We start from the raw sequence: 16015 nt of genomic DNA, 5'->3' as shown, positions 1-16015 counted from the left end.
AAAATTACGTTGTGAATAATAAGGGAAATAAAGAGTTGAGACAAAAATTGATAGTGACGATGAATCACATTAATGTGTATGCTAATTGCTATATCAACATGGATCTTACAAAGGCCATTATAATAAGGAGAAAGGGTGAACAAGCTATTGTCTTTTGAAGCTTTGATGGTGCTAGATGCTATTGAGCGACGAGGTAGTTTTGCTGCGGCATCGGAAGAGCTAGGCAGGGCGCCTTCATCTTTGAGTTACCAGGTTCAAAAACTTGAACAAGATTTGGACTTAGTGATTTTTGATCGCTCTGGTCATAAAGCCGTGTTTACAAAAGCGGGGCACCTTCTTCTTGAAAGAGGTCGACTGTTATTAACGGCTGCTGATGAAATGATTGCTGATGCCAGCGCACTGGCTCATGGTTGGGAGCTTGATATTACTATCGCGTACGATGGTTTGGTAAAAGTTGATACTTTATTTCCGCTGGTGGAAGGGCTTGCTCAGCAAAGTAAAACCCGCGTTCGTTTTCAAGAGGAAATATTGGCAGGTTGCTGGGAAGCCTTAGCCCAAGACCGTGCTGATATTCTGATTGCTCCGCTGCCAACTGTTGCACCTCCAGAAGTTAAAATCCAGAGGTTGGGCACATTGGATACTATCTGGGTGGCACATCCTGATCACCCAATTCATAAGCATAAATATCCTCTCGATCCTTTAATTCGCAAACAATATCGTGGTATAGCTGTTGCTGATACAGCTCGTCACTTACCCCCGATGACTCATAACATTCTCGATGAACAACCATTACTGACCGTGGGCTCCATGCATGACAAGTTACAGGCTTTGAAGGCTGGGTTAGGTATCGCAACTATGTCTTATAGCTACGCGAAAGAGTCTATTGAAAGCGGTGAGCTGGTGGTTATTGGGGACGATCCTGTGTATGAATTGGAACTGGTCATAGCTTGGAATCGAAGTCGTATGGGAAAAGCTAAATCTTGGTGTATACAGCATATTATGTCGCTCTGGAAAAAGCAGACTAGCAATTAATCATTTAGTCATTGCTAGTCTACGTAAGATACTGACGTTGCTGTTACTGCTTGAGTGGCAGCAACATTTCGACAATACCATCTTCCATTTGAATATCGATTTCAAACCCGACTTTCTGAGCAAGCATAATCATACCTCGGTTAGAGGGCATGGTCATACCGGTAATGCGCTGCAGGCCTGCTTCTCGGCAATAACGAATGATTTTATTCATTAAAATACTTCCTAGTCCGACGCCTTTAAGATCAGATCGCACAAGAATGGCAAACTCGGCTTCGATATTCTCGGGATCAGACAGAGCACGGGTAACGCCTATAATGGTTTCTGTTATCTCGCCATCGTCATTCGCTGTCTCTTTAACCGCGACAAAAGCCATTTCTCGGTCATAATCTATCTGGGTAAAGTTCGCCAGCGCTTCATGATTGAATTCACCTACGTCAGAGAAAAAGCGTTTATAGAGATCTTCAACCGACACCTTGGCGATAAAATCGGCATGCTGAGGTTCGTCTTCAGGCAAAATAGGTCGCAGCAAGATCCGTTCGCCATTTTTCAAGGCGACATTTTCCTCAAGCTCTTTCGGGTATGGACGAATGGCCAGACGTTCTTGGCGGTTACCTTTGAAGTAGCGAAGCGTCATCGAAGCATCAATCACCGTCATTTCATTACCCGCGGCAAGTAATGGATGGATGTCGAACGACTCGATTTCTGGGCAATCGATGATCAGTTGAGACGTTTTTACCAACAGACGGCATAGCGCAGGGATATCTATTTTTTCCGGTAAATTACGCTGGGTAATTTTCCCTGTTTTGATCGCATTGATCACCATATATCGGGCAAGTGCCATATTTAATGGTGGAATACCCACTGCGGCATTCTTGTGAATGTCCCAATCGCCCATATCCTCGCCCAATAAGATGACAGGGCCAAAGATATTATCATTGTGTACGGATAACCGAAGTTCTTGGGCGCCGGCACGTTTTGCCATTCGTTGTACCAAGAGGCCATCGATCCTTGCATGCGGATAATCCAATGACACACGATCAAGGATCGCTTGCGCGCCATTGGCCACTTCTTCTGCCGTACGCAAATAGAGCAGAACACCGTGAATTTCCGATTTATGCGGAATATCTGGCGAGCGTAACTTCACTGCAACGGGGTAGCCAATTTGGTTGGCAATATGCGCCGCCTCTGCAGGATCGCTTGCGATCCAGGTTGGTAGGGTATTAAAGCCATAGGATTCCAGCACCGGCCTAACATCGTGTGTTTCTAATTGGGTGACGCCTTGTGCTAGAAGGTGGTTAACAACGTCATGTACGTGTTTTGGATTGGCTTTGGTTTCACCAAATGATACAGGGGTTTCCATTAACTGCTTTTGGTTTCGCCGGTATTCGACCAAATGCATGAAAGCAGACACGGCACTTTCGGGGGTTCGGTATGCGGGATAGCCTGCTTCTGTGAAAATTTTGCGAGAGACAACGGCCTCATCTTCGCCAGCCCAATTGGTCAATATATTGAACTTTCGGGTACGAGGATGGGCATTAAGCACTTCGACTAATCGGCGGGCTGTCTTGTTGCCTGTTGCTATCGCGGAAGGAGAGTGCATGATTAACAGCGCATCAAAATCATCACTATCAAGGAGAATTTTGACGGCTTCTTCGTAGCGACTAATATCCGCATCGCCAATGATGTCTATTGGGTTAGCCTTCGGCCAGCATGACGGCAAAATGGCTGACAGTTTGCTGGTGGTCTCTTCACTTAATGTTGCAAGTTTGCCTCCCCGATCCGCTAACGCATCAACCGCCATGATCGCTGGGCCACCGCCATTGGTTAAAATAGCCAGTCTTTCTCCACGCAATGGAACCGAGTGGGCGAGCGTTTCAACGGCAGCGAAAAGTTCATGGGTATTGTTTACCCTTAACATACCAGAGCGTCGAATGGCTGCGTCATATACGGCATCCAGTCCGGCTGGGGAGCCGGTATGCAAGAAAGCTGCGGCGCTGCCTGCTGGTGTTCTACCGCTTTTCACTACGAGGATCCGTCGGTTTCGCGCCGCGGCCCGAGCTGCTGACATAAACCGTCGTGCATCTTTCACCGAATCAATATAAAGCAGTATGGCTTCCGTTTTACTGTCGCGACATAAGTTATCCAGTAACTCGGCGAAATTAATATCACAGGCATCCCCAAGGGAAAGAAAGGTGGAAAATCCGACGTTTTTGTTTTTTGCCCAGTCCAAAATGGTGGTACATACCGCTGCCGATTGGGAAATGAAGGCGATATTACCTTTGTTTGCAGCGATCGGGGAAAAGGACGCGTTAAGATTCATCCATGGCAAAATAAGCCCCATGCTATTGGGACCGACCAAGCGCATATCGAACTGTCGGGCAACATCGAACATTCGTTGTTCTTCTGTTTTACCTTCCTTCGCAATTCCGGCCATGCCTGCAGCTAATACGATTGCGACTTTTACGCCTTTTTCACCTAACTGGCGAATAATGTCGACATTGCGGTGGGCATTGGTACACAGGATGGCTAAATCTGGAATGCGAGGAAGACTTTCAATGGTTGGATAGGCCAGAACACCAGCAACCGCATCGTATTTGGGCGTGACGGGCATGATGGGGCCGTGAAAAGAACCAGATAAAAGGTTACGTATGACCACATTACCTGCTCGGTTTGGGTTATCCGAGGCACCGATCACTGCAATTGACTTAGGTTTTAGTAGTTTGTCTAATCCGTCCATATCACACTCATTCTCGCAATGCTTTTCACTGAGTGTAACCAAAGCAACATCGAGTTTCTGACTAAAGTGTAGGAGCTGTGATCAATGCCTAATATCAATGGATTAGGTTAGCAAATGATGGTGGCAGGTCCTTTGCCACGCGAATAACTTGTCGGGAAAATGGGTTTAAATTTGGTACTTGGATTTATCGCCGATATCGTAATGCATTGGCATACGCCATTTAGAAAATGCGGCAACAGCGAGTAAAATCGCGCCTGTCATGCTGAATGCAATACTGATTTGCGTCTGGCCAAACACCAAACAAAACCAGTATCCGGCCAAGACCAAGGGGGTTAACAATAAAGGCTTTAATTGAAAGCAAAAGTACTCTTTTATGGATAGGGCACTAAAAGAGAATAAAGCCGCCCCAAGGGCCAATGGCTGCCAAAGGCCAATCAAAAACCAAACAACGGCGAAAAGCGCACTACCGAGGATTAACCAACGAAAGCGTTTGTCGTAGATGTGCACTGTGGTCGTTGCGAGAATGGCGGCAATAACAAGTGCCGTCGTACCAACATCAATTTCCCAAGCGAGAATAGACATTATACCGGCAGCGGCCGTAAGAGCAGAGCGATATAGGATCACCGTTAATTTATCCAGATTATCCAAGTCGCTCTTAATGTGAGGATCGGCCATGTTGAACTCCAATGAAACGAAAGAAAGAATGCAGTTGTATTTTACCTCTAATTCCTGTGATGAAGGGCAGAGAGTTTTTGATCTAACTTAAACTTAGGCTTGAATGGTGGAAATTCCGACGGCAAAATGTGACTAGATTTTTTGTCTGGCAGAGAAATAATGAAAAAACTAGCCATATTGGCCGTCGTTACGGCAATGTCTGGGTGCGCTTCAGATTCCGAAAATACAGAGATTATTACGTCATCCCAAGAAGAAATATATCTTCAGGAGCAAGCAGAGTCAGAGACTTTGGCTAAATTGGAAGAGGATACTGTTTACGGTAGCGAAAGCGCCAATCAAGCAACAGCTACAGACGTCATAAAGAAAGCGGCTGAAGAGGATACAGCCTCAGAACAGCAACTGTCGAAGGCGGGTTACTCGATACAGGTATTAGCGCTAAGCCATAACAAAGGCTTCGCGACGTACATGAATAAGCTGCCATCAGACCAACCGGTTTGGACTAACAAGAAGCAACTCAATGGCGTGCCTTGGTATACCTTGTTATACGGAAATTTTGATACTAAAGAGCAAGCCCGTAAGGCTCTTGAGGCATTACCAAGAGATGTTAAAGAGTACGGACCTTTCATTCGAGATATGGATGAAATTAAAACCTCATCCACACCGAAGTTAACACGGCTGAATTAACGAACATCTAAGCAGCCTACGGGCTGTTTTTTTACGCCCAAACAAAATATTTCGATAATTCAGGTAATATTGAAGCTTGATCATTTCAATAGTTCTTGTATTATTGAAGTCATGAACAGAGATGAAGCAACTACAATTTTTGACTCACTGTCTTCAGGTGTTCGGCTTGATGCCTGGCGCTTGCTCGTTAAAGCGGGTAATGAAGGCAAAGTAGCAGGGGAAATGGCAAAAGAGATGGGGGTTGCTCCCAATTCATTGTCGTTTCATTTAAAAGCGATGCTGCACGCGGGCTTGGTGTCTGTTGAGCAGCAGGGTAGGTTCCAGCGATATCGGGCGAACATACCAGTAATGATGGATTTAATTGCGTACTTGACGGAAGAATGCTGTGGTGATGACACTAAAGCAAGCTGCCATCCAAGCCATATCAATAGTATTTGTTCCACAGATAAAAAATAACATTGCCCAATGCGTTGGGTGTAATACCGATTTATACGTTTTTCTCTTTCCACGTTTTCTCCTGTTTATCGTGGCGTCACTGTGATCGGCCGCGATAAACAATCGTTATTTCAATAATATGTAGAGGGTCCCATAATGGGTATTTTCGAACGTTTCCTCAGTGTCTGGGTTGGGCTGGGTATGCTGGCCGGTCTTGTGGGTGGTGTACTGTTCCCAGAGCTATTTACCTTCTTGGGTAATTTGCAGTACGCACAAATTAACATGGTAATTGCAGTGTTAATTTGGCTAATGATTTACCCAATGATGATGCAGGTCGATTTTTCGGCAATCAAAGGGTTTCATCGTCGCCCGAAAGGGTTGGTAGTGACGATTGTTGTGAACTGGTTGATAAAGCCTTTCACGATGGCCTTGCTGGCAATTTTCTTTATCCGATACCTGTTCGGAGACTGGATATCACCGGCTTTGGGTGATGAATACATCGCCGGTATGATTCTACTCGGTGTTGCACCGTGTACCGCGATGGTGTTCGTATGGAGTCAATTAACCAAGGGTGACGCCAACTACACCGTTGTGCAGGTCGCAATTAATGATCTGATCATGGTGGTAGCCTTTGCCCCAATTGCTGCCTTACTACTGGGTGTCACGGACATTATGGTTCCGTGGGATACTCTGCTTCTTTCTGTCACCTTGTTTGTTGTAATACCTCTGATAGCGGGTGCGATTACACGTCACTACTTACACAGAAAAGGTAGCGAACAAGACAAGTTGGATAAGCTCTCTGCGAAGCTGAAACCACTTTCGATTGTTGGTTTAGTCGGAACAGTGATTCTGCTGTTCGGTTTCCAGGCACAAACTATCATCGCAAACCCGGTGGATATTGTTCTGATTGCGATTCCGTTGCTGATTCAAACCTATTTGATTTTCGCTGTTGCCTACATTTGGATGAAAAAGTGGAAACAACCACATAATGTTGCTGCACCAGGGGCGATGATTGGTGCGTCAAACTTTTTTGAACTTGCCGTGGCGGTTGCTATTAGCCTTTTCGGTATTCATTCAGGGGCCGCTTTAGCAACCGTAGTCGGTGTACTGGTTGAAGTACCGGTTATGTTGTCGCTGGTCGCATATGCGAATAAAACCCGAAATCAGTTTGCGGTAGAAGTGGCATAGCCTTTACACTAATCGAAACCCACAGTCTTGCATGATGAGGTTGTGGGTTTTGTGTTTCTTGCAAACCAATATCATTCATTGTGAGCGGATCTTGGCTTGAATGACTGCTTATTGTTAAAATATTGAAAGAAATAGCCATAAAGAGAGATATGAGGTGCAATAGTCACCTTTTTTTTATTACTATTAAGGAAGAACTTTAAACAAGGGATGATAATGAGCTCAATCCACGTTTTATTACTCTGTGGCGGTGGAAGCGCCGAACACGAAGTCTCTCTAGTATCTGCAAACTATATTGAACAGCAGCTCAAGCAGATTGACGACATTACCTATACCCGATTAGAAATGAACACTGATGGTTGGTTTAATCATCAAGGTCAGCTTTGTCATCTTACCCTAGACCGTACGTTGCATCAGGGTGATGAACAACAGGCAGTTGACTACGTTATTCCATGTGTTCATGGGTTTCCTGGTGAAACCGGTGATCTACAGTCATTTTTAGATATGGCCAAATTACCGTATTTAGGCTGTGGTGCTGAAGCCAGTACCAATTGCTTTAATAAAATTACGACTAAGTTATGGTTTGATGCGCTAGGCATCCCAAATACGCCTTATGTTTTCTTGAGTGAAAACTCTGAAGAATCACATCTTCAGGCTGCAGACGCTTTCGATAAGTGGGGCAAGGTATTTGTAAAAGCAGCAAGCCAAGGTTCATCGGTTGGTTGTTACCGGGTCACTGAAAAAGAAGCACTGGCAGCAGCAGTCGATGCTGCTTTTGGCTACTCTGAGCAAGTGCTGATTGAAAAAGCGATTAAGCCTCGTGAATTAGAAATCTCTTCTTACGAATACAACGGTGAGCTAATCATTACCAAGCCAGGCGAGGTGTCCTGTCCAGACGATCAGTTCTATACCTATGAAGAGAAGTACAGCGCTGATAGCCATTCAACGACTTCGGTTGAGGCAACGAACCTGACGGAAGCACAAGTCGAAGACATCCGTGGATATGCGCGTAAAGCGTTTGTACATATGAAGCTTAAAGATTTGTCCCGTATTGACTTTTTCTTGGGTGAAGATGGCGAAATTCTTCTAAATGAAATCAATACCTTCCCAGGTATGACGCCGATTTCTATGTTCCCTAAGATGCTTGAAAATCATGGTCATACATTTAAAGGCTTCTTAGAACAAGCTATAAAGAATGCAGTGAAATAAAACACAAAGCCGGGTTATCCCGGCTTTTTTCAACCCGCAGTATACTGGCTATACTTCAGATAGAGCACGCCAGCAAAGATAACAATGATGAGGCGACACTTATTTAATGTTAACGGATGATCAAAAAAGGCAACGCTTTAAGCAGTTGCAGGCAAAAAACTATCGAGCCAGTTTGCTACTAGAAGGGATTCATCTAGAGCCTGATGAGAGTGAAAGTCACGAGAGCGTACTGGCAGAAGTTGAACATATTAATAAGCTGAAAGGACGATATGCCAGATAGATACGGGGTTGATAGAGATCCAGATTGCTACCCAAACAGTACGGTGTTGATTAATTTACTCAATATCCGTGATGAGAATAAGCTCGAAGCGGCTGAGCGAGACTTTACTCGAGTGCGTGCAAGTCACTTTGAACCTGACTTCAACAACTTCACTTTCGATTACCTAAAGCAAATCCACCAAATTCTATTTCAAGATCTCTACCCATGGGCTGGGGTACAGCGAACGGTTGATATTACCAAGGGTGAAACCCGTTTTTGCCACTGGGAAAATATTGAGCGTGAATCAAAAAAGCTATTAACTGAATTAGCCAACCAAGATCACTTATGTAATTTAAACCTAAATGACTTCATAGATAAAGTTGCATTCTTTTACTGTGAGTTGAATGTCATCCATCCGTTCAGAGAAGGCAATGGCCGTGTTCAGCGGATATTCTTTGAAATTCTGGCTATAAACGCTGGCTATGAAATCTGTTGGGAAGGGATCTGTTTGAATGAGTGGGTAGAAGCCAATCAAGCAGGGTACTTTGGCAACATGGAGATGTTACATTCGTTATTTGAGAGAATTACAACACCGATTAATTTAACTGCAGGTTACAGCGAACATTGGACAGATGAGCCTAAACGTTAATGATTATTTGCCATGCCTAGTGCACTATAACTTTTATATGATAAGTCATTATATACATACCCCCATACCATAATGATGAAATTCTACTGTTCCCACGGCTTAAGCTTAATAAACTTACTCACTTCTTTCTCGTGGCGATCAGTATTACCGACATACTGAGCAGGCATTGCTGGGCTTTTCCAGCGGCCTTGTTCTTGAATATCGATGATGGACATGCCAGCATCCGATAAATCTTTTGCTGCGCCGACGCGGGGAGATTGTCCTGAAAATAGGGAAGTGTCACCTAAGCCTAATTCATCACTGGCACGGCGAAAAATACGATATATCGAAGAATGATCTAAAGGCTTATCACCAATATTGCTATGTCGGTCTATTCGTCTAAACACAAAACCATCTGAAATCATGCCAATAACAAGCCAGCGTTGTAAGGCTTTAGAGGCAATGGAGCTCAATGAAATGGTAGTGGAGCCGACGTCTAAATCAATCAGTCCCGAGCTATGGATATATAAATTTTCCGCACAAAGAGCAGCTAGTTCGCTGCGTTTCAGCATCGCTTCAAACATTACTGCCCATATAGCCAAATCTCTGATATCTTTAGGCTTTGTTGATAGTTCAAAACTATCTAGTAACTGCTGTAGATGCTCATCTCGAAAGGGGGCTGCATTTTGGCCGTCATCGTGTTTATCAAGTTGCTGCTTTTTCATGGCCAGTCGAATCTCAGCTTTCGCACAGGGGTCACTCAAATTATGGCAGCGATGAATAAGTGATATAGTGACAACGTAGCGTTTTAAGCTTGCTAGCTTTCGAGTTTTCGCCATTTGTTCAATATAACGGTGCACTGTATCCGGCTTTGCTGGTAGCGAAGGGATATGCTCTGAACGGCAGAAAGTTAAAAAGTTATTCCAGTCATTCTTGAATGAGGTGATCGTATTCGAGGCATACTTGTTATGTGTTAGCTCATTTAGCAGCGCTGTAGATTCCAAGTGTTGACGGAAACGTTGGATGCTTTGTAAGCATTCAGCTTCATTTTGAATCGGCGGGATCTCTTTAGCCACGATATAACCTCTAGTGCACTATAATTTGTTATGTATAACATTCTAATATAGAATTCAGCACACTTCATATATAATTGTGCAAATGTATCACTAATGAGCCTTGGTAGCAGACAAACATAGGTTTGATGCTTATATTTAAGAATACTGATAATAAAGATAAGGCTCATTATGGCTCAACCAAACGAGGCAGAAATGAAAAAAAGACTGTTCCATCGAGGCCACAATATTGAAAATGCCTCAGGAGCACCAGATGGCTGGAAAACAACCATCAATGGAAACACCATTATCAGTAAGCTAACGCTAGTAAAGAAAAGTATTGATTGGTGGTATGACATGCAGACGTTTATGCCGCCCGAAAAGTTTATTGCTGTGGGTTCAACAGAGAAAACCAGCCAAAAAGTCGAGGACTACAAAGGGTTCAAGTTAATCAATGATAACGGAGAGCCTAATGGTTGGTATGTGATCCTGGGAACTAGGCTGTTAAAAGGATCGCCGACTGCGATTAAAAAGCACTTGGACTTAGTGATAGCGAAAATGCAACAAAAGTAAGATACCCAAAAAAACGCCCAGAGTAGGGCGTTTTCAATATTTTTAATAAAAACTAATCATTTTCATCGAGCTTCTCTACGTCGACCAGGTAATCACCTTCAAGCCAGTTACGCCCAATCAAGAGTTTATACTCAAGCTTGCTTCTGTCACGAAGGTTGACGGCTACTGTTTTATGCTCACCGTTCCATCCTAAGTCCATTTCCACTGCATAACGACGCTCAACACCTTGAGCATTGCGGATTTTGCTTACTTTAACGATTTTACCTTTGTATTTGGCTTCTTCGCCTGCTTCGTTGAGGGAAGTAAACTCGACGGTATGACCTAGATGATCGCGCATGTTATCACTATCACTTTCATCACCAATGACCTTGATGTCTTTAGCATGGATCGACGTTGTTGCAGCACCGGTATCAATGCGAGCAAGATAATCCATTTCTAAATCATAGACTTTGATAGTCTCGACTTGACCAACAATCGATTTCGAATCGTTACTTTTTGACTCAGCCATGGCAAGATTTGAACCCATAACAGAGAATAACAACATTGCTGGGATAAAAAGTCTTTTCACGAAAACTCCTGACTATTAGGTACAAATTGAAGGCAATATGCCATTTTTTAGATGAACGTTATATGAATTACATCGTGTTAGGCAAATTCTAGTTAATTTTTAGCAAATTACGAATATCTGAGCAGCTTTCATCAGGTGTTGTAAAGTGAAACACCTCAAAGCCCAGTGCTTTTGCCGCATCTAAGTTTTTGGGCTGATCATCAATAAAGAGAGATTCTGTTGGGTCTATATTAAAGCGTTGGCAAAGTAGTTCGAAAATTTCCGCTTCAGGCTTAATAGTTAGTTCTTTACCTGAAACTAAGCCGCCGTCAAACAATTGATATAAACCGTGGCGCTCATTCAATTTTTCAAAAAAAGCGCTACTCATGTTTGTCAGAAAGTAAGCTGAGTAGTTGAGACTAAGAACTTGATTGACTAAATCATAAGTATCATCGATGAGCTGCAGATTACTCTGGATGTGCTCGAAAAAGTCTTCCATCCGGGATTCTGGCAGATTGACGCGGGCGGCACAGCGAGGAATGGCCTCAGCCATTAGCATAGTGCCACGATCTAGCGATATCCAATCTGGGTGTTGAAGCACATGTTCGAGCAATAGGGTTTGCTCATCCTTAGAATCTGTAAAGGTTGATACGATCTTTGCAGGATTCCATTCAAACAAAACTGCACCAAAATCAAAAATTACGTTTTTTATCATATCGGTTTCCGTTACAGTACCTAGTATTGATATTATTGTGGTTCAGGTGATAAGCAAATGAGAAATCACAAGATATTACCTGGTTCACAGATCCAAGAAATTTAACGAGATAATCCCATGAACGACAACAGCCGCTTGGTATTTTCAACAGAAACTGGCCGTATTAAAGAAGACAAGCCAACTCAACAACGTCCAACGGGCGATGGCATTGTTCGTATTCAGCGCCAGACAAAAGGCCGTAAAGGTAAAGGTGTTTGTATTGTTACGGGCCTAGACCTTGAAGACTCACAACTGAAGCTGCTTGCCGCTGAGCTTAAAAAAGTATGCGGCTGCGGTGGCTCGGTTAAAGATGGCAACATCGAAATCCAAGGCGACAAGCGTGACGTAATCAAAGCTGCGCTTGAGAAAAAAGGCCACACAGTGAAACTGGCTGGCGGTTGATAGCGTAGCCATTCGCAACAAAAAGCCCTGAGTATTGCTTGGGGCTTTTTATTGGATAATTTTCACTATAGCAAACTGACACACGCATCTTGCGCAAGGCATTTTGCTAATATGCAAATTATCTACTTTATGGTAAATAAGCATTACTGTTAAATGGTGCGAAGTGACACTGTAATCGCATGGCAAAATAAAAGTAACTGCGTAAAGAGTGGGTTGGAGTAGAGATAAGCCAGGAAAGTGATATTGTTAGTTATATACCCCATTTAACATAATATACATAATACGTACTGAGGTGTCTTTTTTTAACATTCGATTAGGACGTTTGTGTCAGCTTGGAAACTTCACTTTAAGGAGTCTCAAAATGCTTTGGAAACAGTTAATTAAATCAACACCTGCTGCTTTTTATCTTCTTCATCTTTCGATAACGTCCTATGCCCACAAACGTTCGGTCTCGTCCGGTTTATCTTGTTGGCTAGGTTTTATCGGCGTGCTCTATCAACCAGCGTTTGATTAATCGGAAATAACTTTTATAAACGATAAATTTTGCGAGGCACATCATGCTACATGAATCCTTCGTCAAGCTGTTCTGGCGTCACTTTGAAAACATCGCTGAGGCTTCCGCGTGGTTCCACGTCCGGCCAATTACTGTCAAACGATGGCTTACGGGTAAAATCGACGTTAACCCGATGGCCGAAAAACTCCTGTTGATCCGTGCCCGTGGCTATCTTCCCGATGATACCCGCTGGCAAGGTTTCCGGGTTGATGAAGACCGCTGCATCATCATTACCCCCGAGGGTCGCCAATTCAGCCCAAAGGAATTGGACTCTTGGGCCATTCGTTATGATCGCTACCATGCGTTAAGCCGGATGTATGAATTGGACTATGTCCCCGTGCGAACCAATGTGGTGACACCATTGCCGTTCCGTGGCGGCCGTCGTCTAAAGCAGCCTCGGGAAGAAACGATCACCAAAGACAAAAAGAAAGCCTACCGCAGAGCGAAGGAAAAAGCGGATGCCAAGAAACAAGCATCAGCTCCCTAGCCTTTGTTCAGGCGTAAAAAAGCCCGCGTTTGCGGGCTCAAATTATTATGCGACCATTTCCTGCAGTCGGTTTTTAACATCACTAAAGTCAATTTTATCTGTGAAATTGTAAACACTATTTCTAATAGTCTTATGAGTAAAACCATCTTTCAACCGGTATAAACACTTATCAAATGCTTCAACTGCACAGTATTGGCAAGTTTCTACTCCGTGTTCATGACAGTTTCCACTTATATTTTTTAAAGCATTTTCTAGCTCAAAGCAATATAAGAATATGAGCCATTTTCCCCGTACGAACCTTTTCATAGAAGAAAGTTCATTTGATAAACCTAGCTGTTGTGCGAATAATAACAACTCTTCTTCTTTACTATTAACACCAGTGATGACATCATTATTTTTAATAAACCTCCCTATTGGGAATGAATACTTTACTAATGATTCATAATTACTATCCACAGCTCCTTTTAAAGCCTCTAAAGAGAGTAAATATAGCACCTTCAACCTTTCAGCTACACTATTGAAAACAACATCTTTAGTATCATCACTTATTAAATTTTCAGTGGTTCTAGTTGATAGCTTTAAAATTTCACCTACTATTTCATTAGTACAGAAGTAACTTTCAATAGAGTAATATTTAAGATGAAAAATGAAGTCATTATTTGGAACTTCATTTCTAAAATCGCAAACATCTTTATCAATAATTCCAACTATATAATTCCTATAATTAAAAGCTGAGGTGTTTACTAATGAATTAACATCATCCATTGCGTCCTTAACACCTTGACACCCTTCAACATAATCATCTATATTTTCGACAGCTATAACGTTAAAGCTAGAGTTTACATCATTCTTTATTACATCATACACCTCAATATCATCTACACCTTCAACAATAACTGCAGGCGTACTATTCATAATAGCTTCAGCTAAAATTTCATTGATAGTAAAACGCACTACAAGTTACCTGCAAAGTCTGTGTCTAAAGAGCAAAGATAATGAATATCATTGTTTACAATCGCAGGGCTATGCGAAGCTACAATGATTTGAGTTTTAGGTATTAATGACTGAATTAAAGAGATTAACTCTCGTTGCCACTTCATGTTTAATGAAATTTCAGGTTCGTCAATAATCACAACATCTCTATTACTACCTTCAAAAAGGATTAGTGATAAAAATGTTAGAATATGCCTCTCGCCACTTGATAATTCATTTAAACCATGGTTGTCAATGCCAACTTTAATGTAAACTTCATGCTCATTTACTATTAGCTCTTTATGATTTATTAGGTACTTATTAAATGTATCAACCAATTTATTGACTGAATTCAATATTAACTTTTCAATTTTCAACTCATCCATCATATTTAAGAAAAGTTTGCATAGTATCGAATTTGCTCTTATCTTTTCAATGTCTTCATCAGAATTTAGGTTGGATAAAATCTCTATAACAGTAATTTTAAATTGATTATCGTCACCATCATCCAGAGCTTCAATCATTCTTTCAGAGTTTTCGATCAAAAGTGCTTCAAAATCATCAGGTATATTAACATTATTAGACTGTGGCTCATTATCAATATCTATCACCATCGATAATGTATCAAATAGTGCGCTTTGTATTCTTTGCGTGGCCATATAACGAGCCAAACGGTATTTTTCAACCATTAGCTGTTCAATATTTTCAACGTGAATGTTTTGAATATCTAAATGCTGTTTTTCGAACTCTAGTTCATATTCAATACGGCTATGCTTAGATTGTATATTAATAAGAAACTTAGATAACTCACTAACAAAGTCACTAACTGGTATCTGATTGTTTAAATATGCTCTTCGCCTTGGATTACGAAAGAACTCAAATATATATCTAGGTTGAATTTTTGTCGTGGTACTATCAACACCACGATTTACGCCAAGAGATAAGGACTTCGTGCTTGCAAGTTTTGAGTCTAAAAACTCTGACCAATCATATTCATTGTCTTGATTTTCAAAATCACTTCTAGAAACTCTTACTATTTCTTGTGAATTATTATAACTATATTCAATGAAAACTGTTTCAATGTTATTTTGAATTAAAATATTTTCTTCTTGCGCGAGAATAGAATGTAAGATTTTTAAAAATGTTGTCTTTCCGCAACCATTTTCTCCAAATATTATGGATACATTAGAGCCCGATAACTTAGCATCGAGTATGGCTGTTGGAGATTTAAAACCTATAATCTTAACTCGTTCGATTAACAACAATTTAACTTTTCAACCTGTGTTTAAACTTTATCTGTATAGTACATATTAATGTATGATCGAGCAAACAGCAGTGACTTCTTTTGTATACATAAGCTAGATCACATCCTGAAGTTTTTTTCTAACTCAAGTTTCATGATTCGCTTTTCATGTTCAGATAAAACCTTCTTCAATTCATTTAACACTAATTCATGTGCTTTGACCGATCTAAAGAGTAAATAACATATGATCAAAGTAGGAGGTGTTACCCCCAATTCACTGAACAATTTGATCAACTCTCCCACACAAGCCCCCTAGCCTTTTTCCCGGCGAACCGTGTCGAACAAGCCAATAAACATCGCGGCAATCACAGGAATTGTGCCGCCCAATTGCGCCCCGGACTCACCGACTGTCACGGTAACTAATTCGCTATTGCCTGTTAGCAAACCAACGGCAGCACTGCCAAGTAACATCAAGCCAGTCTTGGTACTGGACTGTTTCAAATCAATCATAACCATCCTTTTTTACGAAGAAATTTGAGTGTGTACGCGCCGATAACCATGCCTGCAACGCTGAGAGTTACAGAGGTA

General features: G+C 42.0%; 18 protein-coding genes. 10 read left to right on the top strand and 8 right to left on the bottom strand.

Annotated features, from left to right (window positions below):
- The first annotated feature begins 135 nt into the window (after positions 1-135).
- Positions 136-1032: a LysR family transcriptional regulator gene (locus L4D79_RS03325; protein ID WP_428647339.1), complete on the top strand. Its 897-nt coding sequence runs from the start codon at positions 136-138 to the stop codon at positions 1030-1032.
- Between the two features lie 43 nt (positions 1033-1075).
- Here L4D79_RS03325 and L4D79_RS03320 read toward each other — a convergent pair whose 3' ends face one another.
- Together L4D79_RS03320 and L4D79_RS03315 are read right to left on the bottom strand one after the other, a co-directional pair.
- A complete protein-coding gene (locus L4D79_RS03320) occupies positions 1076-3769 on the bottom strand; it encodes a bifunctional acetate--CoA ligase family protein/GNAT family N-acetyltransferase (protein ID WP_428647336.1) in 2694 nt (897 codons plus the stop codon).
- A gap of 165 nt (positions 3770-3934) precedes the next feature.
- Complete coding sequence (locus L4D79_RS03315; RefSeq protein WP_428647333.1) at positions 3935-4444, bottom strand: DUF2301 domain-containing membrane protein; 510 nt, start codon at positions 4442-4444, stop codon at positions 3935-3937.
- Between the two features lie 159 nt (positions 4445-4603).
- Here L4D79_RS03315 and L4D79_RS03310 point away from each other — a divergent pair, with 159 nt between their 5' ends.
- The 6 genes from L4D79_RS03310 (at position 4604) to L4D79_RS03285 (ending at position 8865) form a co-directional block, all read left to right on the top strand.
- The gene (locus L4D79_RS03310) at positions 4604-5128 is read left to right on the top strand and encodes an SPOR domain-containing protein (protein WP_428647330.1); all 525 of its coding nucleotides are present in this window, start codon (positions 4604-4606) and stop codon (positions 5126-5128) included.
- A gap of 69 nt (positions 5129-5197) precedes the next feature.
- Positions 5198-5584 (top strand): ArsR/SmtB family transcription factor, encoded by a 387-nt coding sequence (locus L4D79_RS03305; RefSeq protein WP_428647328.1) that lies wholly within the window; start codon positions 5198-5200, stop codon positions 5582-5584.
- A gap of 135 nt (positions 5585-5719) precedes the next feature.
- Positions 5720-6751, top strand: a complete 1032-nt coding sequence (gene arsB / locus L4D79_RS03300; RefSeq protein WP_428647325.1) for an ACR3 family arsenite efflux transporter — start codon at positions 5720-5722, stop codon at positions 6749-6751.
- 213 nt (positions 6752-6964) lie between these two features.
- Complete coding sequence (locus tag L4D79_RS03295) at positions 6965-7957, top strand: D-alanine--D-alanine ligase (protein ID WP_428647323.1); 993 nt, start codon at positions 6965-6967, stop codon at positions 7955-7957.
- A gap of 106 nt (positions 7958-8063) precedes the next feature.
- A complete protein-coding gene (locus tag L4D79_RS03290) occupies positions 8064-8237 on the top strand; it encodes a YhfG family protein (protein WP_428647320.1) in 174 nt (57 codons plus the stop codon).
- Complete coding sequence (locus tag L4D79_RS03285; RefSeq protein WP_428647317.1) at positions 8227-8865, top strand: putative adenosine monophosphate-protein transferase Fic; 639 nt, start codon at positions 8227-8229, stop codon at positions 8863-8865. The genes L4D79_RS03290 and L4D79_RS03285 overlap by 11 nt, the downstream gene beginning before the upstream one ends.
- Positions 8866-8948: 83 nt before the next feature.
- Here the strand turns inward: L4D79_RS03285 and L4D79_RS03280 are convergent, their stop codons facing one another.
- Complete coding sequence (locus tag L4D79_RS03280) at positions 8949-9920, bottom strand: tyrosine-type recombinase/integrase (RefSeq protein ID WP_428647315.1); 972 nt, start codon at positions 9918-9920, stop codon at positions 8949-8951.
- Positions 9921-10112: 192 nt separating this feature from the next.
- Here L4D79_RS03280 and L4D79_RS03275 point away from each other — a divergent pair, with 192 nt between their 5' ends.
- Positions 10113-10469 carry a DUF3319 domain-containing protein gene (locus tag L4D79_RS03275; RefSeq protein WP_428647312.1) on the top strand — a complete coding sequence of 119 codons (357 nt, stop codon included), beginning with the start codon at positions 10113-10115 and terminating at the stop codon, positions 10467-10469.
- A gap of 52 nt (positions 10470-10521) precedes the next feature.
- On the opposite strand, the gene L4D79_RS03270 is transcribed toward L4D79_RS03275, so the two are convergent.
- Both L4D79_RS03270 and L4D79_RS03265 read right to left on the bottom strand, forming a co-directional pair.
- Positions 10522-11037 carry an ATP-dependent zinc protease family protein gene (locus L4D79_RS03270; RefSeq protein ID WP_428647309.1) on the bottom strand — a complete coding sequence of 172 codons (516 nt, stop codon included), beginning with the start codon at positions 11035-11037 and terminating at the stop codon, positions 10522-10524.
- 88 nt (positions 11038-11125) lie between these two features.
- Complete coding sequence (locus L4D79_RS03265) at positions 11126-11731, bottom strand: HAD family hydrolase (RefSeq protein ID WP_428647307.1); 606 nt, start codon at positions 11729-11731, stop codon at positions 11126-11128.
- Positions 11732-11848: 117 nt separating this feature from the next.
- Here L4D79_RS03265 and yciH point away from each other — a divergent pair, with 117 nt between their 5' ends.
- Both yciH and L4D79_RS03255 read left to right on the top strand, forming a co-directional pair.
- Positions 11849-12172, top strand: coding sequence for a stress response translation initiation inhibitor YciH (yciH, locus tag L4D79_RS03260; RefSeq protein WP_428647304.1), 324 nt, complete (start codon positions 11849-11851; stop codon positions 12170-12172).
- Between the two features lie 557 nt (positions 12173-12729).
- The gene (locus L4D79_RS03255; RefSeq protein WP_428647301.1) at positions 12730-13212 is read left to right on the top strand and encodes a phage protein; all 483 of its coding nucleotides are present in this window, start codon (positions 12730-12732) and stop codon (positions 13210-13212) included.
- 45 nt (positions 13213-13257) lie between these two features.
- Here L4D79_RS03255 and L4D79_RS03250 read toward each other — a convergent pair whose 3' ends face one another.
- From L4D79_RS03250 to L4D79_RS03240, 3 genes are all read right to left on the bottom strand, one after another.
- Positions 13258-14166, bottom strand: a complete 909-nt coding sequence (locus L4D79_RS03250; RefSeq protein ID WP_428647299.1) for a hypothetical protein — start codon at positions 14164-14166, stop codon at positions 13258-13260.
- Entirely contained in the window at positions 14166-15446 is a 1281-nt protein-coding gene (locus L4D79_RS03245) for an AAA family ATPase (RefSeq protein WP_428647296.1), read from the bottom strand. The genes L4D79_RS03250 and L4D79_RS03245 overlap by 1 nt, the downstream gene beginning before the upstream one ends.
- A 293-nt stretch (positions 15447-15739) precedes the next feature.
- Positions 15740-15937: a hypothetical protein gene (locus L4D79_RS03240; RefSeq protein ID WP_428647293.1), complete on the bottom strand. Its 198-nt coding sequence runs from the start codon at positions 15935-15937 to the stop codon at positions 15740-15742.
- Positions 15938-16015 lie beyond the last annotated feature (78 nt).

Origin of the sequence: Photobacterium satsumensis (genome assembly GCF_050336935.1) — a bacterium.
In the GTDB taxonomy this organism is placed as follows: Bacteria; Pseudomonadota; Gammaproteobacteria; order Enterobacterales; family Vibrionaceae; genus Photobacterium; species Photobacterium satsumensis.
This window is presented reverse-complemented; position numbering and strand designations above follow the sequence as displayed.

Coding starts and splice junctions, on each gene's coding strand:
- L4D79_RS03295 (WP_428647323.1), top strand. CDS start 6,965: ATGAGCTCAATCCACGTTTTATTACTCTGTGGCGGTGGAAGCGCCGAA.
- L4D79_RS03290 (WP_428647320.1), top strand. CDS start 8,064: ATGTTAACGGATGATCAAAAAAGGCAACGCTTTAAGCAGTTGCAGGCA.
- L4D79_RS03310 (WP_428647330.1), top strand. CDS start 4,604: ATGAAAAAACTAGCCATATTGGCCGTCGTTACGGCAATGTCTGGGTGC.
- L4D79_RS03255 (WP_428647301.1), top strand. CDS start 12,730: ATGCTACATGAATCCTTCGTCAAGCTGTTCTGGCGTCACTTTGAAAAC.
- yciH (WP_428647304.1), top strand. CDS start 11,849: ATGAACGACAACAGCCGCTTGGTATTTTCAACAGAAACTGGCCGTATT.
- L4D79_RS03240 (WP_428647293.1), bottom strand. CDS start 15,937: ATGATTGATTTGAAACAGTCCAGTACCAAGACTGGCTTGATGTTACTT.
- L4D79_RS03320 (WP_428647336.1), bottom strand. CDS start 3,769: ATGGACGGATTAGACAAACTACTAAAACCTAAGTCAATTGCAGTGATC.
- L4D79_RS03315 (WP_428647333.1), bottom strand. CDS start 4,444: ATGGCCGATCCTCACATTAAGAGCGACTTGGATAATCTGGATAAATTA.
- L4D79_RS03265 (WP_428647307.1), bottom strand. CDS start 11,731: ATGATAAAAAACGTAATTTTTGATTTTGGTGCAGTTTTGTTTGAATGG.
- L4D79_RS03275 (WP_428647312.1), top strand. CDS start 10,113: ATGAAAAAAAGACTGTTCCATCGAGGCCACAATATTGAAAATGCCTCA.
- L4D79_RS03285 (WP_428647317.1), top strand. CDS start 8,227: ATGCCAGATAGATACGGGGTTGATAGAGATCCAGATTGCTACCCAAAC.
- arsB (WP_428647325.1), top strand. CDS start 5,720: ATGGGTATTTTCGAACGTTTCCTCAGTGTCTGGGTTGGGCTGGGTATG.